Source organism: Blautia sp. CGZ-1-C1 (genome assembly GCF_056504575.1).
In genome coordinates this window covers 31,636-52,768 of the sequence record NZ_JBWLUT010000073.1, presented here as the reverse complement: position 1 = coordinate 52,768, position 21,133 = coordinate 31,636, and the positions used below count along the sequence as shown (strand labels likewise).

Annotated in this window: 13 protein-coding genes and 1 pseudogene; all 14 read left to right on the top strand. The window is 43.0% G+C overall.

Annotated features, from left to right (window positions below; genetic code table 11):
- The first annotated feature begins 28 nt into the window (after positions 1-28).
- Positions 29-169: a hypothetical protein gene (locus tag AC058W_RS05465; protein WP_008688072.1), complete on the top strand. Its 141-nt coding sequence runs from the start codon at positions 29-31 to the stop codon at positions 167-169.
- 6 nt (positions 170-175) lie between these two features.
- On the top strand, positions 176-1,264 hold the full coding sequence (locus AC058W_RS05460) for a DUF5688 family protein (RefSeq protein WP_144167203.1): 1,089 nt from the start codon (positions 176-178) through the stop codon (positions 1,262-1,264).
- A gap of 68 nt (positions 1,265-1,332) precedes the next feature.
- Positions 1,333-9,015, top strand: coding sequence for a DEAD/DEAH box helicase family protein (locus tag AC058W_RS05455; protein ID WP_476389801.1), 7,683 nt, complete (start codon positions 1,333-1,335; stop codon positions 9,013-9,015).
- A gap of 81 nt (positions 9,016-9,096) precedes the next feature.
- Positions 9,097-11,856, top strand: coding sequence for a YodL domain-containing protein (locus AC058W_RS05450; RefSeq protein ID WP_118037241.1), 2,760 nt, complete (start codon positions 9,097-9,099; stop codon positions 11,854-11,856).
- Positions 11,857-11,883: 27 nt separating this feature from the next.
- Entirely contained in the window at positions 11,884-12,090 is a 207-nt protein-coding gene (locus AC058W_RS05445; protein WP_479389802.1) for a hypothetical protein, read from the top strand.
- 284 nt (positions 12,091-12,374) lie between these two features.
- Positions 12,375-12,614, top strand: a complete 240-nt coding sequence (locus AC058W_RS05440; RefSeq protein WP_054337273.1) for a helix-turn-helix domain-containing protein — start codon at positions 12,375-12,377, stop codon at positions 12,612-12,614.
- A gap of 87 nt (positions 12,615-12,701) precedes the next feature.
- Positions 12,702-13,439, top strand: coding sequence for a LytR/AlgR family response regulator transcription factor (locus tag AC058W_RS05435; protein ID WP_055059676.1), 738 nt, complete (start codon positions 12,702-12,704; stop codon positions 13,437-13,439).
- Complete coding sequence (locus AC058W_RS05430; RefSeq protein WP_117579908.1) at positions 13,436-14,731, top strand: sensor histidine kinase; 1,296 nt, start codon at positions 13,436-13,438, stop codon at positions 14,729-14,731. Before AC058W_RS05435 ends, AC058W_RS05430 begins: the two co-directional genes overlap by 4 nt.
- Before the next feature lie 102 nt (positions 14,732-14,833).
- Complete coding sequence (locus AC058W_RS05425) at positions 14,834-14,992, top strand: cyclic lactone autoinducer peptide (protein ID WP_015528432.1); 159 nt, start codon at positions 14,834-14,836, stop codon at positions 14,990-14,992.
- A complete protein-coding gene (locus AC058W_RS05420; protein WP_476389407.1) occupies positions 14,992-15,561 on the top strand; it encodes an accessory gene regulator B family protein in 570 nt (189 codons plus the stop codon). Before AC058W_RS05425 ends, AC058W_RS05420 begins: the two co-directional genes overlap by 1 nt.
- 114 nt (positions 15,562-15,675) lie before the next feature.
- Entirely contained in the window at positions 15,676-16,422 is a 747-nt protein-coding gene (locus AC058W_RS05415; protein ID WP_024720773.1) for a thioesterase II family protein, read from the top strand.
- Entirely contained in the window at positions 16,412-17,110 is a 699-nt protein-coding gene (locus AC058W_RS05410; RefSeq protein ID WP_054335603.1) for a 4'-phosphopantetheinyl transferase family protein, read from the top strand. The genes AC058W_RS05415 and AC058W_RS05410 overlap by 11 nt, the downstream gene beginning before the upstream one ends.
- Entirely contained in the window at positions 17,100-18,689 is a 1,590-nt protein-coding gene (locus AC058W_RS05405; protein ID WP_476389406.1) for an AMP-binding protein, read from the top strand. Before AC058W_RS05410 ends, AC058W_RS05405 begins: the two co-directional genes overlap by 11 nt.
- Before the next feature lie 14 nt (positions 18,690-18,703).
- Positions 18,704-21,094, top strand: a pseudogene (locus AC058W_RS05400) (condensation domain-containing protein); the annotation flags it as partial.
- Between the last annotated feature and the right edge of the window lie 39 nt (positions 21,095-21,133).

The following is a 21,133-nucleotide window of genomic DNA, read 5'->3' as shown; positions in this document are numbered from 1 at the left end:
AAAAAATCACAGAAAGGAACAGAAAACTATGATGAAAGCAATGGAAAAAAGACAGGAAGCACGAAAAAACCAGGAGAAAACAGTAAAGAGAATGATGGCTTATCAGAAGAAAGCCGAGCAGATGGTCAGCAGAAAAAGAATGAACCATCACATGATCAGAAAGGGGTAAAAGCGTATGATGAACAGAAAAGAATTTTATGAATATGTCAAAGACAATGTAAAGGAGTATCTGCCAGAGTCTTATAAGGACGCAGAAATTAAACTTCAGGAAGTAGAAAAAAACAACGGTTTGAAGTTGACAGGTATTACGATTCCAAACGGAGATCAGAGAATCGTACCGACAGTCTATCTGGATTCCCTCTACCAGGAATATATCCATGGAAAAGATGTAGACTCTTGTGTTGGCGATGTGGCTGATATGCGTATTGAGGCACAGGGAAAAGCAGAATTTTTTGATATGGGAGTTCCAGATATTCTGGATTATGAAAAGATGAAGGACAAATTACAGATGAGAATTTGTGATAAGGAATGGAATACCGATCTTCTTGCAGATAAAGTAGTCACAGAACACGGAGATTTTGCAGCTTATTATGCAGTAAATCTGGAGGAAAATGGAGAAGGGATCAGCAGTATTCCGGTAACTGTTTCTCTGATGAACGAGTGGGGAGTATCTGCCGAACAGATTCAAGCGAATGCGATGGTGGCAGACCGAAAACGTGGTGTCACACTTATGGATATGAATGAGATTATCAAATCTATGATTTTTGGTGAAGAACCAGAAAACCTGCTGAATGAAAAAATGGATATGGAAGCCATGGAAAACCCAATGTTCTGTCTGACAAACAAAGCTAAGATGAATGGAGCTTCCCTGTTACTGCAGGAAGATATTCGTAAACAGATTGGGGAATGCCTGGGAAGTGATTACTTTGTCATCCCATCTTCCATTCATGAAGTGCTGATTCTTCCTGATAACGGCATTTTTCAGGTTCCGGAATTAAATGCGATGGTACAGGAAGTCAATGAGACACAGGTGGAAAGACAGGAACAGCTTTCGGATAAGGTTCAGTTCTGTGATAAAAAGACCGCAGTAATGGAAAATGCTGAGCGTAGGGAAGCACGTTTGGAGAAAGAAAAAGCAGCCGAAAAAGTGGAAGTAAAAGGTGGAATCCATGGAAGACTGGAAAAAGCCAAGGCAGAGATCAAGGCAAAAGAGGCAGACAAAGTGCCAAAGAATAAGTCAAAAGATCTTGCCGCAGCATTATAAAGAGAAACAACGATGATTTTAAGGGGACTGTACTAAGCAGTCCCTGATTTTATGAAAAGGAGTAGCACATGGCAAATAAATTATATGCAATGGAACAGCTGACGGAAGAGGTGGCAAAAGATGTAGCTGCCAGTCCGCAGGAATGGATGCGGTTCCTAAACACTTCATCCAGACTGTACAAATACACTTTTCCAGAACAGCTTTTAATTTATGCACAGCGACCGGAAGCAACTGCCGTAGCATCCATGGAAATCTGGAATCAGAAGATGTACCGCTGGATAAAAAAGGGATCCAAGGGGATTGCCTTGATTGACAATACTTCCGGACCAAAAACAAAACTTCGGTATGTATTTGATGTGCAGGACACTTATAAAGTGCGGAATCTGGGAAAAGATCCACAGTTATGGAATCTTCCAATGGAAGGTGAACAACTGGTTGCAGATTATCTGCAGGAGCAGTTATCACTGGAAGATACAGAAGGAGGGCTTGCTGAAAGTCTGCATCAGGCAGCGAAGGAGAGTATGCAGGAATGGCTTCCAGATGCATTGGAAGAACTGAGACTGGATGTGACAGGGACATTTTTGGAAGAACTGGACGAACAGAATCAGGAAGTAGAATTCCGGGAACTGATGACCAATAGTGTCTGGTATGTATTACTAAACAGGTGTGGACTGGATGTACAGGAATATCTGGATGCAGAGGATTTTCGGCATATTACGGACTTCAATCAGCTGAAAGTATTAGGACATCTGGGAAGTGCAGTCAACGAGATCAGCAGACCAGTTCTGATGCAGATTGGACGATATGTTCTGAATGATCTGGAAAATGACCTGAAAACGGTTGCAAAAGAAAAAGAAGTAGCTTATAATGAATTTAACACGTTAATTCGTGAAAGTAATACAGATAACACAGAAGATAGAGAAGAAAAAAAGGAGGAAACAGACTATGAGAGAGATCAGTTACAGCCAGAACGGAGAGTATCAGATTCCAGATATCAGCCTGGAAGAGACGAGAGGAACCATCGGCAAGTACGGAATGATGCGGAAAGAGTATCTGAGAAATCACAAGGTAGCCAGGTTCAACATTCTGACACTGCAGAACCGTCTGGACAGTCATCTGATGGAGATCGACAGCCAGGCAAGACAGAGAGTAGACGACCTGATGAACGAACTTCTGGAGAAAGATCCGGCACCGGACAAAATGGCAGACGGGATGGCATGGACCAGACACATGAACCAGATCAAGGCACAGGCAGAGGAGCTGGTGATTCAGGAGATTATTTACAGTTAAGTCTGTTCCCAACAGAAGAGGAACAGTTAGGAGAAATAAGGAAAGCGGCAGCTGCATTGGAACAGCCAGCCGCTTTTCTTATTTCCGATGAAGTGGTAAATGATATTCTCCGCACGGGAAGCGGACAGAAAAATACACTGTTTCATATTACAGCAAGACTGATTGAAGGTCTGGATAATGAAGAAATGCGGAGTTTTCTGAAAGATGAATATGGAACTGGTGGCAAAGGATTTACCATAGATGGTCAGAAAATCAGTATCTGGTATGACAATGATGGTATCCGTATCCGGCGAGGGGACTCTGCCAGAAGAAACTTTGACCGCATGGTTACGTGGGAAGAAGCAGCGAACAGAATTCGGGATATGTATGAGGATGGAAATTACGTGGATAATTTGATTTCCAATAATGCCATTGAACAGGAGCAGGAAGAAATGACCAATCTTCTTGCACTTCATTTTCGGGATACTTGCAGAAACTGGGAAAAGAAACAATCATATTCAGACTGGCAGGATGTAGTGAGTGGAGCATGGACAGATCAAGAGGAAGCAGATGCGATTGTCTATCGTTTTGAATGGCTGCAGAAATATATGGATGAGAATCCGGGAGATTATCACCGCTGGGAGATTCAGCATAATCCGGAATATTTCCAACGCTTTCAGGATCTTCAGAGGGAGCGTTCCTGGGTAGACCAGAAATTTACGGTCGAACGTCCGGCACTATCCTTTATCACACAGGATGAAATTGACGCAGTGTTAAGAAGAGGCGGCATTACTGCAGGAGGACGTAACCGAATCTATGAGTATTTCATGGAACATCATGATATGAAAGATGCAGCTGAGTTCCTGAAAAATGAGTATGGAACAGGTGGTTCCTCACCCGGAATACCAGGAGCAGATGCTTCCGACGCATCCCATGATGCAAAAGGATTAAAACTTGCAAAAGGGAAAATTGGCAGTCCAGAGGTAGAAGTTTTATTAAAGTGGAACAAGGTTGCAGAACGTGTTCGCCAGTTAATCCGCACAGATGATTATTTGTCACCGGAAGAAATGGAAAAGTACGAAGAACGACAGGAAGCACAAAGACTGGCAGATTTGGAAGAAGCACAGCAGATGTTAGGAGAACAGCTGGAGCAGGATACTTTGACAGCGGAAGATATAACTGATTTGCGATTAGTTGATTCAGAATATATGTCTGGTACCAGAACAAAAATCCACGATTTTGATTGCAAAGTTAAGGGAGAAGCGAATCGACTTCAATACACATTAGAATATCATGATGATGGAGAAGGTTTCACGATTCATACGGAAAAAGATGATATTTGGAATCGAATGTCAACACAAGAATTGGAACGTCTGGATGTAAAACTCGGACAAGAAGTACTTTATTATCATTATCACAACAAAACTGTAAATGCGGATACTTTAGATGAATTACGGGAAATCAGGGAAGAAATTATGGAGGAAGAGTCCTTGTATTTTACTGCTATTTCTCAACGTGTGTGGACAGATTATGATAAAAAAGAAAAAGAATTATCTGGAGAAGTTGAGGTATCGGAAGAAAAAGAATCTTTGGAAGAGATTAACGGAATATCAGAAACGATTCCAGCAACGAACTTCCGCATCACAGATGATGAGCTTGGACAGGGTACAGCAAAAGAAAAGTTCCGTGCCAATATCATGGCTATCCAGTTGTTAAAGAAATGTGAGGATGAGAATCGCAATGCAACACCGGAAGAACAGGAAATCTTATCCAGGTACGTTGGCTGGGGAGGTCTTGCAGATGCATTTGATGAGACAAAATCTGCATGGGAGACAGAATATCTGGAATTAAAGACCGTCCTTACACCGGAAGAATATGCTGCAGCCAGAGCTTCCACATTAAATGCTCATTATACACAGCCGATTGTGATTGAAAGTATGTATCAGGTGTTGGAGAATCTGGGATTTACAAAGGGAAATATCCTGGAGCCATCTATGGGAGTCGGGAACTTCTTTGGAAAGCTTCCAGAGAATCTAAACCAGTCCAAACTCTATGGAGTGGAACTGGACAGCATCAGTGGCAGAATTGCTAAACTTCTCTATCCAGATGCCAATATCCAGATCAAAGGCTTTGAGAAGACGGATTATCCCAATGATTTCTTTGACGTGGCAATCGGAAATGTGCCATTCGGTGCATATAAGGTCAATGACCGTCAGTATGACCGCTACAATTTTATGATTCATGATTACTTTCTTGCCAAGACTATAGATCAGTTACGTCCAGGTGGTGTAGCTGCGTTGATCACAACAAAGGGAACTATGGACAAGGCATCACCGGAAGTCCGGAAATATTTGGCAGAGCGTGCAGACTTGCTGGGGGCAATCCGACTGCCGAACACAGCTTTTAAGGCAAATGCAGGAACAGAAGTCAGTGCTGATATTTTGTTTTTCCAGAAGCGTGAGAGTTTCACAAAAGAGATGCCAGACTGGGTGAATTTGGAGAGTGATGCGAATGGGATTACCATTAACAAGTATTTTGTTCAGCATCCGGGATTGATTCTTGGTGAGATGAAAGAAGTGTCCGGTCCGTATGGTATGGAAACAACCTGTGCTCCAATGGAAGGAGCTGATCTGGAATTACAGTTACAAGAAGCTGTAAAACACATCAAGGGAAGCATGGTAGCGGCAGTAGATATAGAGGCAGAACTGGATGAGATGCCAGAGAGTATTCCGGCAGATCCGAATGTTCGAAATTACAGCTATACGGTGGTAGATGATCAGGTATATTACCGTGTCAATTCTTTGATGAATCAGGTGAAAATGCCTGCAGCCACTGCAGAACGTGTAAAAGGCATGGTTGCAATCCGTGATACCGTTCGTGAACTGATCGCCATGCAGATGGAAGAATTTGTCACAGACGAAGAAATCCAGAAACAGCAGAAAAAACTGAATCAGGTGTATGATACCTACACAGCAAAGTATGGAGTTATTGGAAGTAATGCTAACAAACGTGCATTTTCTGATGACTCTTCTTATTGTCTGCTGTGTTCCCTGGAAGACTTGAATGAAGATGGAACATTGAAGCGGAAAGCGGACATGTTCACCAAACGAACCATTAAAAAGGCGGTCGCTGTGACAAGTGTGGAGACAGCCACAGAAGCACTTGCTCTGTCCCTAAATGAAAAGGCTAAAGTAGATCTTTCATATATGGCACAGTTGACCGGAAAGACCGAAGAGAAAATCACAGAAGAGCTGGTTGGAGTTATCTTCAAAAATCCACTGACAGACCAGTGGGAAAGCGGAGATGAATATCTGTCTGGAAACGTCAGAGATAAATTAAATACAGCGAGAACTTTTGCAGAGAATCATCCGGAATTCACACCGAATGTGCGTGCATTGGAGGCAGTTCAGCCAAGAGATCTGGAAGCGTCGGAGATTGAAGTGCGTATTGGAGCCACCTGGATTGAACCTTCGGATTATCAGGATTTTATGGTGGAACTGCTTCATACGCCGAGGTATCTTGCACAGAAGGAAATACAGGTAAAATTCTCTGAGGTAAATGGTGAGTGGAGGATTACAGGAAAGAACGCCGACAGTCCAAGAAATGCGTTTGCCTATGCAACGTATGGAACGGAGAGAGCAAATGCCTACCGGATTCTGGAAGATACCTTGAATCTAAAAGATGTTAGAATCTATGATAAAGTCCTAAATGACAATGGGGATGAAGTGCGAGTTTTGAATAAAAAAGAAACTATGTTGGCATCACAAAAGCAGGATGCCTTGAAGGCTGCATTCCAAGATTGGATTTTTAAGGATCAGCAGAGGAGAGAAAGGCTGGTAAGCGTGTACAATGAGCGTTTCAATAGTATCCGTCCCCGTGAATATGATGGTAGTCACTTGAGTTTTCCAGGAATGAATCCGGAAATAGAGCTTCGTCCACATCAGAAAAATGCAGTCGCACATCAGTTATACGGTGATAATGTGCTTCTGGCACATGTAGTAGGAGCTGGGAAGACTTACGAAATGGTAGCGGCGGCAATGGAGAGCAAACGTCTGGGATTATCACAAAAGAATCTCTTTGTTGTGCCAAACCATTTGACTGAGCAGTGGGGAGCGGAGTTCCTGCAGTTATATCCAGGAGCAAATATTTTGGTAGCAACCAAGAAAGACTTTGAACCGGCAAACCGAAAGAAGTTCTGTGCCAGAATCGCTATGGGAAATTACGATGCTGTTATTATTGGTCATTCCCAGTTTGAGCGTATTCCAATCTCTGATGAGAAACAGGAAGCCATGCTTCAGAGGCAGATTGATGATCTGGAAATGGCAATCCAGAGTGCAAGGTATGAACAGGATGGTGGACGTTATACCGTCAAACAGATTGAAAAGACAAGAAAAACATTGCAGACAAGGCTGGAGAAACTGAATCAGAAAGAGAAAAAAGATCAGGTAGTTACGTTTGAAGAACTGGGAGTGGATCATTTATATGTAGATGAAGCACACAGTTATAAAAACGCATTTCTTTATACAAAAATGAGAAATGTAGCCGGGATTGCACAGAATGAAGCACAGAAGTCGGCGGATATGTTTAATAAATGTCAGTATCTGGATGAGATTACCGGAGGAAAAGGCATTACCTTTGCTACGGGCACACCGATTAGCAACAGCATGACGGAATTATATGTTATGCAGAGGTATCTGCAGAACAGCAAATTACAAAATATGGGACTTGGACTGTTTGATTCCTGGGCCTCCACCTTTGGCGAGGTAGTCACGAGCATTGAGCTTGCACCAGAAGGAACAGGCTACCGTGCAAAGTCAAGATTTGCAAGATTTTATAATATTCCGGAACTGATGAATATGTTTAAGGAGATTGCAGATATCAAGACTTCCGATCAGTTAAAGCTTCCTGTGCCAGAGGCGGAATATGAAACAGTGGTGCTGAAACCAACGGAACAGCAGAAAGAAATCGTAGAAAGTCTGGGGGAACGTGCAGAAGTTGTCAGAAACGGAGGGGTAGATGCTTCGGTTGATAATATGCTGAAAATTACCAATGATGGAAGAAAATTAGCATTGGATCAGCGTTTGGTGAACGAATTATTGCCAGATAATCCAGAAAGCAAAATATCAGTCTGTGCAGAGAAAAGCTATGAGATCTGGAAAGACACAGCATCACAGAAATCGGCACAGCTGATTTTTTGTGACTTGAGCACACCGAAAGGTGATGGCAGTTTCAATGTTTATGACGACTTGAAGCAGAAACTGATGGAAAAAGGTGTACCGGAAAAAGAGATTGCATTCATTCATGATGCAAATACAGAAGCAAAGAAGACGGAGTTGTTTGGAAAAGTGAAATCCGGGCAGGTTCGTTTTTTGATTGGTTCGACAGCAAAGATGGGTGCTGGGACCAACGTGCAGGATCGTCTGATTGCACTGCATCATCTGGATATTGGTTGGAAACCATCTGACTTGGAACAGAGAGAAGGGCGTATTATCCGCCAGGGAAATCATAATAAAAAGGTTCATATCTTCCGATATGTAACAGAATCCACATTTGACAGCTACATGTGGCAGTTGATTGAGAACAAGCAGAAATTCATTTCTCAGATTATGACCAGTAAAGCACCTGTGCGAAGCTGTGAAGATGTGGACGAAGCGGCACTTTCCTATGCAGAGGTCAAAGCTCTTGCAACCGGAAATCCAGCAGTAAAAGAGAAGATGGCATTGGATGTTGATGTGGCAAAATTAAAGCTTTTAAAAGCCAACCACATGAATAACCAGTACCGCCTGGAAGATGATATTGTAAGGATTTTTCCACAACAGATTGCAAAACTGATGGAAATCATTGACAGCTACAAGGCAGACATCGCTCATTATTCTGAGCATAAAAGCACAGATCCAGAGCAGTTTACTATGGAGATTGGTGGCAAAGTGTTCACAGAAAAGAAAGAGGCAGGAGCAGCACTTCTGGCGGTATGTAAAGATATTAAAACTGTAGATGCTGCGATGGATATCGGAAACTATCAGGGACTCAATATGAGGATTCAGTTTGATGGATGGAGTAAAGAATTTATACTATCTGTCAAACATGAGGCTGTCTCGAAAGTTCATCTTGGAGCAGATGCACTTGGAAATATTACCCGTATCAACAATCTGTTGGACAGTTATCCGGAGAAGCTTTCAGAAGCACAACAAAGACTGGAAACAGTATATGAACAGCTTGCAAATGCAAAAGAAGAGGTTGGAAAGCCATTTCCAAAAGAAGAGGAGTTGAACCAGAAACTGGAGCGACTGTCGGAGTTAAATGCATTGCTCAATATGGATGAACGGGAAGATGCAGAAGCAGAGGTATCTGAATCAGATGAGAAAGAAGAAAGACCGGCACGTGGTTCTATCCATGAAAAACTGCAGATTTATAAAGAAAAGAGTCAGCGGGAAAGTGAAACTGGCAAGGATAACAGAAAACGGGACTTTGGTCTGGAATAAGAAAACAAGGAAGATGGCATAATCTGACAGAAAGTATGTTCTGTGGGTTATGCCATTTTTCAGAATACAGGAGGAACTTATATGGCAAGAAACAGGATAATAGGTAGAGAAACGCAGAAAATGCAGGAATATACGCAGGAACAGATCAATCAGGCAGAGAGTAGAGGTATAGAAATATCAACAGATGTAAAAGAACAGCTTTTTGAATATGCGAATCTGATCGGCGAGAAAGAGAAAGTTAGGGCTTTGGTAAGAAATCTGGCAGATGCAGTGAGCCAGGCAGATTCAGAAGGTGTAGAGGATTTGCTGGATGACGCAAGAATGGATATTCAAGAACTGCCAGATCCAACCATAGGTAAGCTGGAATTACGTGACTATGGATATATGGAAGAAGATATGGTGCCACTTAGAAAAGAAGCAGCTTTGGATTATCACAGAATGGGTTCTAAGATTTATTGTCTTGGCAGTGCTGGCAGTAAAGGTGAATATGCGAGTAAAGAAATGATACAGGCACATGACGGTTTGTTTGGAATGGAATCGCAGATGTGGGAACGGATAAAAGATAACAACCTAGATTATGCAGAAGAAAATTTAGGAGCATTTCAGGAGCCTATGAGTGTCATTGAGCAGGAAGAAGCACTGAAATTATACGATGCAGGAGCAGATATCTATCTGATCACTAATTTTTCATCACCTATGTATGTCACAGAACGCATGGAAATTGAACGAGGACCGGAGCATTATCAGATGTCTATGACAGAACTGGAGCGTTTCCGTAACCTGGAATGGGAAATGCAGAAATATCCACAGATTCAATCTTTGAAAGAAGCAAATCTGTTGTTAGGAACAAGAAGGACATTTGGAATTTATCAGATTCGGGATGATTTACCGGGAGAAAACTATGCATTTATGAATATGAGTTTTATTGAAAGTCATGGTATGCAGATAAAAAAAGAAGATTATAAGCTGGTCTATGTTGGTGAATTATCAGGAAATATGTCACTGGATGATATTTTTGAAAAGTTCAACATTGACAGACCGGAAGACTTCCGTGGGCATTCCCTGTCTGTCAGTGATATCATAGTTCTGAATGACGGGAAAAAGGTAACTGCTCATTTTGTAGACAGTATCAGTTTTGAACAGCTGGATTCTTTCCTGAATCTGGAAGAACAGGTTCTTAGTGAACTGGCATATGAGGTAGGAGAACGATATTTTGCTATTCAGAGAACAGAAGAAGGATATGATTATTCCTTTTACGATGAAGATTTCCGCTTGATGGATGGTGGCATTTATGAGAATGATGAAATTTCTATTGAAGAAGCGGCGGAGGAACTTTTGGAAGACGAAGGCTGGACGGGAGAACGTATCCGTGGGGATTATGATCAGTTGATGGAAAAAGTAGAAGAAATGGATGAAGCTGTAATGGCAGAGATTCAGAAAAGCCAGGGCGAATATAAGCCATTGGCAAAGGTGGAGGAACTGGAAGAGGCCAATTATAACATGATTGATAATGTACTCAATAATATGCCGCCTAAGAAAGAAGCTTATCTTGAATATTATGCTGCAGAATGTGATGAAATTCATGATATGGGAGCTTATGAGAAAAGCACAGATGTGAAAGAAATCGCAGCAATCTATGAGAAGTACAGAGAAGATCCGGAAAACGCTTATAAAGGCAGTGGAATGGGGATTATTTATCGTGATCCGGAGGATAGCTTGTTTGATGAAACAGAACTGTTGATTGTAATGGGAACAACGATACACGGCGACTTCTTGGATAATGTGCGGTTTTTAAAAGATCAGCCGGTGGTGCGTGAAGGTTTGGAGAAGATTCATAAAGCATTGCCTGATTATAAATATATCCCGATTCAGGATGTGCGTGAGGCAATGTATCCGAAAAAAATGACAACAGAAGAACTGGCAGCAGCATTGGATGAGATTGCGGAAGACTTCGATCCGTATGACTATCGGGACCATGTAGAGCCAGGGCAGGATACCATACAGGAAGTCATGCTGGATCTGCAAAGTGGAAATGTTGGTTCTTATATTTCCTTTCTGAAGGATGTGATTGAAGAAGACTGTGAGCAGTCCGTGTGGGCAGGTGTTTTGCTGGAACGGCTGAAATCCTACGAACCAGATATATCCAAAGAAACAGAGCCGATGGTGTATGTGAATTACTGTGAAAAGCGAGAGCTGATGGAACCACGCTGTCAGAAGCTCTCAGATCTGGATTCCCGTACTGCACAGAAGGATAAGGAATGGTACGCAGACCGTAATCCGAGGACGGATGAGCCGATGGTAACAGCCCAGATGTTTTTTACTATATATTATGCGGAAAAAGGCGATAAAATGCTGCAACATTTCAAAGGGAAAATAGATATTGGAACAGGAAATGGCGGTATTTTAAGTCAGCTGAAACTCCAAAATGAACTGAAACTTACGGATGAAAGCTGGATTGGTTATCTGAAAAACAAGGGAAATGAAGAGTTTCAGAAGTGTATGGAAGATCTGACCGATATGCAGAACCATGTGCTGCCATATTTGCAGAGCTTTTGCAGTCTGGAAGAAAAAAGTGTGCAGGAAAAGCAGGAACGGCAGGTTGCAGAAAAGCAGGACAGCAGAGTAGAAGCGTCAAGAGCAGCGAATGTGACAAAAGGGGATAATGACAAAGCTGTGAAAAAGGTAGTTTCGAGTATGCAAACAGAAAAGAATAAAGCAACTACGAAGGCAAAGAAGCCATCTATTCATGAACGACTGGAAATCAATAAGAGAAAAATCCAAGAAAAGCAGGGAAAAGATGAGCTGGAGAGAGGAGCTGATCGGGATGTAAGAACGGTATAAATTTATAGAAAGGCACTTGGCTCCGTTTTGGACATAGCAAAAGTGCTGACAGTGACGAACGAAGATGTGCTGCCTGATTATTTGCAGAGAGTATCTGATTTTGAAGACTGCCTGCTTGCAACTTGTACGAAGGCGAATCAGTGTGATGCGAGTGTGACAAGGAATAAAAAGGATTTTCTTTCCTTTTGGATTACACTGCTTTCTCCGGAAGAACTGCTGAATATTTATTCGTAAAAATATGTTTTTACAATCGGCAGCAGAAGGAAAGTTGAATGATAACTCCGATCCAGCATACTGCAAAATATAAAAATTTTATAACAAAGTGGAAAACCCTGCGTAGGATCAGAAATGTTCTCACAGGGTTTCATGTATCTAATAAAATATAGAAATTTAGCGGATTTCTGCTAGAATAAGAAAAACTGTTAAAAAAATATCGTACATAGATCAAAAAGACTATATATGGGCGACCTTTTAAAGCCGATTTATATAAAATAGAAGAAAAAAAGGTGGTCGATACCGTGGATATAAAAACAGCGGTCATATATCGTTTAAACGATCTGATTAATCAGAAAGATATCACAGTGAATGAGGCGGCGGTATGTTCTGGCGTTCCTCCTTCAACATTAAAGAATATTTTGTATGGTCAGAGTAAGAATGCTGGCGTAGTTACAATAAAAAAGATATGCGATGGATTGGATGTCACAATACAGGAATTTTTTGCTGATCCCATCTTTGCAGATTTGGAACCCGAACTATAGGAAGAGTAAATGCTCATAGGATTCAGATTCTGCAGGATGGATTTTTTATGAAAAAGGGTTAGGGTAAACTAACTTAGGAGGACATAGATGTATAAAATAGCAATTTGCGATGATGATAAAAATTACAGGGAGAAAATAGAGAAGGTTATAGAAACGGAAGGGATTCTTCCTAAGAGCGAGATACGGTTTTATGAATACGAGTCAGGAAAGGAACTACTGAAAAATGCTGATATTTTGCATGATTTGGTCTTTATGGATATGCGTATGCCCGGATTGGATGGGAATAAATCGGTACTGAAGCTGAGGGAATACAATAGGGCAGCGATATTGGTGTTCTGCTCCGGATACTTTGAACCGACTTCAGACAGCATCAATATTGGGCAGCCGTTCCGGTATATTATGAAAGACTTGCATGACAGAAGTCTAAAAAGGGAAATCCCTGCAATTTTATCAAAAGTAAAATTGCACTGTGGAGATTCTTCCGTGACGGTTACATCAGCGGGAAGAGTAATTCGTATCTATACGGAAGACATTTTATATATCTGTCTGGCGAAAAGGGGTTGCTCTATATACGTTGCTAGGCAGGGGGAGATAGATGAGATGCATTGTAAGGAATCTTTAGGCGATTTATATGAACGTCTGGCCGGAAGGGGATTTGAGTATGCACATAACAGTTATATTGTAAATCTGGCGAAAGTGGAAGGATTGGAAAAGAATGTGGCGCTGCTACAGATGGGAATCCAATTGAATGTTTCAAGGTCGAGAAAAGGTCAGTTTGCTGACGCTCTGATCATGTTTCTTGGGGAAAGGAACGGCATGGTATGATAGTAAGAGATTTTTTGATCTGCCTTCTTCAAATGTATCTGTTGGAAGATCTGGAAAAGAACATGCTTCCATACAGAAGAGAAAACTTTTGGGGAAAATTTCTCATATATTTTGTCGTAGCGCTGATAATGCTCGGAATCAACCACTTGGAATCCTCAATATTTAATATGGTAATGATTCCGGTAACGTATATGATTGTGTCAATGGTTGTGTTCCGGGGAAATATATGGAAGAAGCTGGTTATAGTATGCTGCTATTATGTGCTGGCAATTATTCCTGAATTTCTCTTTGCAACGCTTACGAATGCGTATGGCGTGACTGGTGCATCTGAGGGTTTTGGGACGGAAATAGAAAAAACATTAGCGCTACTACTGATGAGTACCATGACATTTCTGTTTATTAAATGCATTAATCAGGTAACGAGAAAAAGGAATTATCTGACGATTGAGAATAAAACTTTTACTGTGCTGCTCATGCTGCCAACCGCTACGATCATTATATTAGGATGTGTGTTTTATTCAAATATTTCTTTTGAAGGAATGAACAGGGTTATGGTTCCGGTAGGAGCTTCGCTGCTGCTATTGACGAATATCTTCATTTTCTCAGTGTTTGACCGGTTTGTAGAGAAATCAGAAGAAGTGAAGAAGATGGACCGGCTTTACCAGAAAAGCAGGGCGGAGATTGCTAATTTACAGTATATGAATAAGGTCAATGAGGATAACAGGGCATTCTTACACGATATAAATAAATTTATTTGTACAGTAGCCGGTTTGATGGAAGAAGGAGAAAATCAAGAGGTTAAGGAGATTATGGAACATTTAGGTGTCCGGATTCAGAGCCTTCAAAAAGGTGTGTATTGCGAACACCCGATCTTGAACAGCATCCTGTGCGAAAGGAAATTCCTTGCGGAATCTAAGAATATTTCCTATAAGATTACCCTGGGTAATGATCTCAGGCTGGACTTTCTGGAAGAACTGGATATGATCTCAATCGTAGGTAATCTTTTGGATAACGCACTGGAAGCGGCAGAAAAGACAAAAGATGGCCGATATGTGGAATGCAGGATGTATATGGGAAATGAGGAACATTTCCTTGTTATGGAATTTTGCAACGGGTATGTTGTTCCACTGTTAAAGGACAAGGACCGGTACATAAGCACCAAAAGAGATGCAGACAGTCACGGGATCGGACTGCATACGGTTGGAAAACTGGTTAAAAAGTATGCTGGAATTATGAGAGTGGAGGTCGGAGAACAGGAGTTCTCTGTTAAGCTGATCTTTACAATAAAATAAAGATGTGCAAAAATCGCCCAAAAAGTTACCGTTTTTGCCACGGTAATTGAAAAAAGGGCGATTTTTGTGTAAACTATCGGAAAAAAATGGAGGCATGTAACTATGAAAAAAACAATCAGAAAAAGCTTGGGTATCAAAGTACTTGGAGTTGTAAACTGTCTTGCACTCTGCCTGACGGCATATACGGCAAATCTGGCGTGCAACTGGCTGTACTATCAGGAAGAAGAGCCGGAAGAAGTTAAGAAAATGAGGAAATTCTAGTGTGGAAAAAAACTATCGGCTGGCTTTTTGAAGTGCAAAACAGGAACGGGATTCTTGAAGAGAAAGACCGCAGGCTGTATGAATATGCTTACGGCGTACTGCTGGGCAGGGTGGCGATATACCTTATCATTGTCATACTTGGCATTGTAACGGGGAATTGGCTGGAGATGCTAGTCTTTTTATTGCCCTTTACTGTTCTAAGGCAGTATGCCGGAGGGATTCATTTAGAAAAAGCAGGGAGCTGCATGGTTGTTTCTAGTATCCTTGTCCTTCTGTGCGGTCAGTATCTGGCGTCTGGTTCGGCTGTGATGTGGCAAATACGGATCATATGGCTTGCTGCAGTTGGAGTCATATTTGTTATGGCACCGGTGGATGCCAGCAGTAAGAAACTGGATGAGAAAGAAAAGAAAGTTTATGGTATGCGCGCGAGGGCAATTTTAATTATTGAATGCGCGATAGCAGGTGTTTTTTCTGTAACCGGATATTTCCTGGTCGTAAACGGGATTATGGTAGCACATATTGTTTTGGCGTCCGGTTTAATATTGGGATGGATCAAAAATTTTTTTTGACAAAGAGTTAGAGTTAACTAATCTTGGATAGGAATAAGAAATGCTTGGGAAAAGCATATCACAAAATGATAATAAACAGAATAAAAAAGAACATGATGCAAGAGGAACATAAAAGTGAATTTGAAGTTGATAAAAAATACAGAAAATATTAACAAAGAGAAAATAACTTTGTTTTGTCTGCCGTTTGCGGGGGGCGGCGCTTCTGCTTATAACCAGTGGGCGAAAAAGATGCAGGGAAAAGTAACGGTATGTCTGGTTCAGCTTCCGGGAAGGGAAGAACGGATCATGGAGAAGCCGTATATAGATATGCCGGTTATGTTAGATGATCTGGAAGAGGCAGTAAGAGAGGTTGTGGATGGACCGTATGCCTTATGGGGGCACAGTATGGGCGGTAAGATTGCCTATGAGCTGGAAAAGAGATTGGAAGCGGTCGGATATACAGCGAGCTGTCTGTTTATTTCCGGTAGCCGGATTCCCAGTATTCCGGAGCCGAAGCCGATCTATCATCTTCCGGATGAAGAGTTTAAGAGGGAACTGGGAAGATTTGAGGGGACGCCAAAAGAGATACTGGAGAATCAGGAATTATTGGATTTCTTTCTGCCTATGCTACGGGCAGATTTTACCATGGATGAAACATATTATGACAAGACGGGAATAGTACTGCATGCGCCTATCGCTGCATTTGGCGGAGAAAAGGATGGCGAAGCGGATGAGAGCGCAATCTGCGAATGGGGAAAGTATACGGATAATGATTTTAGCTACCGGATATTTCCGGGAGGACATTTTTATTTGCGGGATTACGAAGACGAAGTAATAAGTGAAGTTATAAGGCGCCTGCCGGGAATAAAAGATGGAGATTAAACGGTATGGAGCGAAGGAATTTCTGGCGGCAGGCAAACTTTGTATCCGTGAAAATGAGATACATATATGGTGCATCTGCTGGCCGGAAATGACAGATTTCTGGGTGAACCATGAGTATATCCTGAGTGGGCAGGAATCGGAGCAGGTCGGAAGATTCCGCTTTTCGGAAGACAGGATGCGTTATATAGCCGGGAAGGTTGTCGTGCGGCTTCTCTTGAAAAGATATTTAGATGTGGAAACGATTGATTTTTCTGTCAGTGAACGGGGCAAGCCTTATCATAAAAAGATTGCAGGAAAGCAGACCGTAGATTTTAATATTTCGCATTCGGGAGAATTCATACTGGCGGGATTCGCTGTTGGAATGGACATCGGAGTGGATGTGCAGGAAATGGCGGGATGTCCGGATTACTGGGAGATAGCCGGGAATTTTTATACGGAAGAAGAAGCGGAAGATGTAATAAAGGAAGGATCGGCTTTGTTTTTCCAGTACTGGGCGGCCAAAGAAGCGTATGTAAAAGCGCTCGGTATTGGATTAGGAAGAGGAATGGATTTCTTCTCTGTCAGAAACGGGGAAATTATAGAAAAAGGCAGGAATGATCAGGGCTGGTTCCTGTATCCGGTCAGGATCAAAGGATATGCTGCGTATGTGGCGGTGCATAAGAAAGGAGATAAATCAAATGGGTTATAAGAAAGATATGAGCAAATATGAGTATCTGGAAGGTTGGGAGAGATGTAGTTTTGGAGAACAGCTTGATAAGTGGGCGGAAAAATATGGAGAAAGAACTGCGGTCACGGACAGCGAAGAGGAGATCAGTTATATGGAATTAAAGCAAAAAGCAGATTGTCTTGCGACAGCTTTTCTGCGTAAAGGGATTTTAAAGGGAGACAAAGTGCTTGTACAGCTTCCGAACAGGATTTCTTTTGTGGTCGTGTTTTTTGCGCTTTCCAAGATAGGGGCGGTGCCGATCATGATGCTGCCGGCCCACAGGGAGGCGGAACTGGAAGGAATTATTGAACTGGCAAAGCCGGCCGCTTATATTGTGGTGGAGAAATATCTGGGATTTTCATATGTGCCGATGGCAAATGCGATGAAAGAGAAATATTCATGTATCCGGCATATATTTGTAGATAGCGAATCCGGGGATATCAGTGGAATGATTGCGGAAACGTGTGGAGAAAATGGAGCATTTCCGGCTGTGGATGGGTATGAAACGGCGGTGCTTTTGCTGTCCGGCGGGACGACAGGGGTTCCGAAACTGATTCCGCGCACCCATACGGATTATATGTATAATGCCCGCATGTCCGCGAAGAGATGCCGCCTGGATAGCAGTGACGTTTATCTGGCGTCTCTTCCGGTAGCTCATAATTTCCCATTATGCTGCCCGGGGCTTTTAGGCACGCTGGACGTGGGAGGAAAAGTTGTGCTTGCGTCTGCGACCAGCCCGGATGATATCCTTGACGAAATTACAGAGGAAGGTGTCACGATAACGGCATTGGTTCCTGCTATGGTTACTGTGTGCATGGAAATGCTGGAATGGGATGAAGATTTTGATATATCCAGCCTGCGGATTTTGCAGGTAGGCGGCGCAATGCTGGAAGATTCCCTTGCGGATAAGATCATTGAAGAATGGCCGTGTAAACTGATGCAGGTATTTGGTACGGCGGAGGGGCTACTGTCCTTTACTAGCCCGGAGGATGAAGGTTCCCTGATTGCAAGATGCCAGGGAACTCCGGTGTCTCCTGCGGATGAAGTGAAGATTGTGGATGAAGAAGATAAGGCCGTACCGGAAGGAGTTTTTGGGGAATTATTATCCAGAGGCCCGTATACGATTGATGGTTATTATATGGCGGAGGAAGCGAATAAAAAGAGCTTTACGCCGGACGGATTTTACCGGACGGGCGATAAAGCTATGTGGACGAAAGACGGAAGGTTACGTTTGGGCGGGAGGATCAAAGAGCAGATTAACCGCGCCGGAGAAAAGATCATGCCTTCAGAGATTGAAGCTTACCTTTGCAGGCATTCGAAAATCAAAGAGGCAGCCGTTGTCGGCGTTCCGGATGAAACCCTTGGAAACCGGATATCTGCATTCCTTGTGACCGATGATGAAGCCGGGATCGATTTACAGGAAATCCACAGGTTCCTGCGGGAAATAGGCGTTGCGGCGTATAAAATGCCGGATCAGATAGAACGGGTAGAGACATGGCCACTGACCAGCGTAGGAAAAATAGATAAGAAAGCATTAGAACGGATGGCACAGGAAAAATAGAAGGAGACAGAATCATGGAATATATAGAGATAAAGGAACAGATCAAACAAAAGCTGCCGGTAGCCAGAGATTTGGGGGATTCCGAAAATCTGCTGGAGCTTGGGCTTTCGTCCCTGACGATCATGCGTCTGGTAAACCAGTGGAGAAAACAGGGGGTTAAGGTTTCATTCGGTTCATTGATGGAAAATCCTACCCTTGAAGGCTGGTGGGCGCTGATCCAGCGCAGCATGAAGAAAAAAACGGGCAAAAAACGGGCGCAAGAATCTAAGATAACGCCGGAAAAGGATATGAAACAGCCGTTTCCTTTAACAGACATACAGTATGCATATTGGGTTGGCAGGGATGAAGAACAGGCTCTTGGAGGAATAGACTGTCATGCGTATTTAGAGTTTGATGGGGGAAATATAGATCCGGAGCGTCTGGAAAAAGCATGGAATGTGCTGCAGTATCATCATCCCATGCTGCGTGCCTGCTTTCTGGAAGACGGGACACAGAAAATCCTGGATAAGCCGTATTGCGAAAAAATAAAGGTTCATGATTTTTCACGGATGTCATCTGAGGAAGCAGAGGCAATGGCAGTATCTGTCAGAGAACGTTTATCCCATCGGAAGCTAAAGATCGAGGAAGGCGAAGTGGCAGGAATAGAGCTTACGCTTTTTCCTGAAAATAGGGCACGCATGCACGTGGATATGGCACTTTTGGTTGCCGATGTACAGAGTTTGCAGATCTTATTGAGGGATTTGGCGGCTGCCTATCGCGGAGAAAGCCTTCCGGCAGAATCAAAAGGGTGGAATTTTGCTTCTTATCTGGAACGGCAGAAAGAGGAAGATAAGGAAGAGAGAAACAATGCAGAAGAATACTGGAAAAAACGCTTGGAGCATTTGCCGAAAGGGCCAGGCCTGCCACTGGCAAAACGGCCGCAGGAAGTGACAAAGACTGTATTCAACCGCAGGATTGTAAGGATTGGCAAGGAAGAGTGGGCTCATCTGCAAGTACGGGCAAAGGAATACCAGACAACTCCGGCAATGGTTCTTCTTACTGCATATGCGACGGTTTTGGAACGGTGGAGCAGGAATCATCGTTTCCTTATTAATATTCCATTTTTTAACCGGAAAACAGAGCAGCAGGGATTGGAAGACGTGATAGCAGATTTCACTACACTGTTATTGCTGGAGATTGACTGCGAAGGGAATCCGACGTTTGCAGAATTGCTAGACAGGATCCAGAAGCAACTCCATGAGGATATGAAGTATACGGCATATTCCGGCGTGCAAGTCCAGAGAGATCTTGCACAGATGTATGGAGACGCATCGGCAGTGGCGCCGGTTGTTTTTGCCTGCAATCTGGGAACGCCGTTGGTAAATGATACGTTCCGGAAAGAACTGGGGCAGTTTTCCTATATGATTTCCCAAACGCCGCAGGTGTGGAATGACTTCCAGAGTTATGAAGATGAAAATGGCGTACAGCTTACATGGGACAGCGTGGATAAGTTATTCCCGGAGAATATGATCCCGGATATGCTGGAGTGTTTTGAGAATCTTCTGCATGAATTGGGAAAGAAGGACTGGAATCAGCGATTTGATGTGCTTCCTGAAAAAAGAAAAAGAGAAATTGAAGATACAGCGCGTACAGGAGTGCCGGAGCGTGTGGAATGCCTGCATTGGGCTGTTATGAACCATGCGGAAGTTTGCCCGGAAGATATTGCGCTTATTGATGCGGGAAGCGGAAGATCGGTTTCCTATGGGGAATTAAAAGCACGGGCGACAGCAGTGGCGGCAGGGATTTCAGAAAAGGATATTAAGGGAGTCCCGGTTGCACTTACCCTGCCGCGCGGGATAGAACAGATCGAGGCGGCACTAGGAATTTTGCTTTCCGGAAATTCATACCTTCCGGTCAGCTTAAGCCAGCCTAAAGATCGGAGAGCGTTAATCCATGAGAAGACGGGAGTCCGCTATGTGGTCACGAATCGGGAATTATCCGAAAAACTGGACTGGCCGGAAGGTACGGAAATCCTTGTGATGGAAGGTATGGAAGAGGGACAGGAAAATGTGAGACTGCCAGAGGTGTCGCCGAAGGACAGCGCCTATATCATCATGACGTCAGGCTCTACAGGTGTTCCGAAGGGTGTAGAGATTGCGCATGAAAGCGCATGGAATACGGTTCAGGATATTAATGAAAAGTACCATGTGACAAGTGCAGATCGGGCGCTGGCTGTATCAGCTATGGATTTTGACCTGTCGGTATATGATGTTTTTGGAATTTTAGGCGCAGGAGGAACATTGGTATTGCTTCCAGAGCAGGAGAGAAGGAATGCGGATTACTGGCTGGAACAAGTGTTGAAATATCAGATTACCGTTTGGAATTCAGTGCCGGTGCTTCTGGATATGCTTTTGATACGGGCGGAATCCATGAAACAGAAACTGCCGATCAGGGCGGTTATGCTT

What these genes read in the sequence shown, in the direction of transcription:
- AC058W_RS05450 (WP_118037241.1), top strand. Translation starts at nt 9,097, where the DNA reads ATGGCAAGAAACAGGATAATAGGTAGAGAAACGCAGAAAATGCAGGAA.
- AC058W_RS05465 (WP_008688072.1), top strand. Translation starts at nt 29, where the DNA reads ATGATGAAAGCAATGGAAAAAAGACAGGAAGCACGAAAAAACCAGGAG.
- AC058W_RS05425 (WP_015528432.1), top strand. Translation starts at nt 14,834, where the DNA reads ATGAAAAAAACAATCAGAAAAAGCTTGGGTATCAAAGTACTTGGAGTT.
- AC058W_RS05455 (WP_476389801.1), top strand. Translation starts at nt 1,333, where the DNA reads ATGGCAAATAAATTATATGCAATGGAACAGCTGACGGAAGAGGTGGCA.
- AC058W_RS05405 (WP_476389406.1), top strand. Translation starts at nt 17,100, where the DNA reads ATGGGTTATAAGAAAGATATGAGCAAATATGAGTATCTGGAAGGTTGG.
- AC058W_RS05430 (WP_117579908.1), top strand. Translation starts at nt 13,436, where the DNA reads ATGATAGTAAGAGATTTTTTGATCTGCCTTCTTCAAATGTATCTGTTG.
- AC058W_RS05435 (WP_055059676.1), top strand. Translation starts at nt 12,702, where the DNA reads ATGTATAAAATAGCAATTTGCGATGATGATAAAAATTACAGGGAGAAA.
- AC058W_RS05460 (WP_144167203.1), top strand. Translation starts at nt 176, where the DNA reads ATGATGAACAGAAAAGAATTTTATGAATATGTCAAAGACAATGTAAAG.
- AC058W_RS05410 (WP_054335603.1), top strand. Translation starts at nt 16,412, where the DNA reads ATGGAGATTAAACGGTATGGAGCGAAGGAATTTCTGGCGGCAGGCAAA.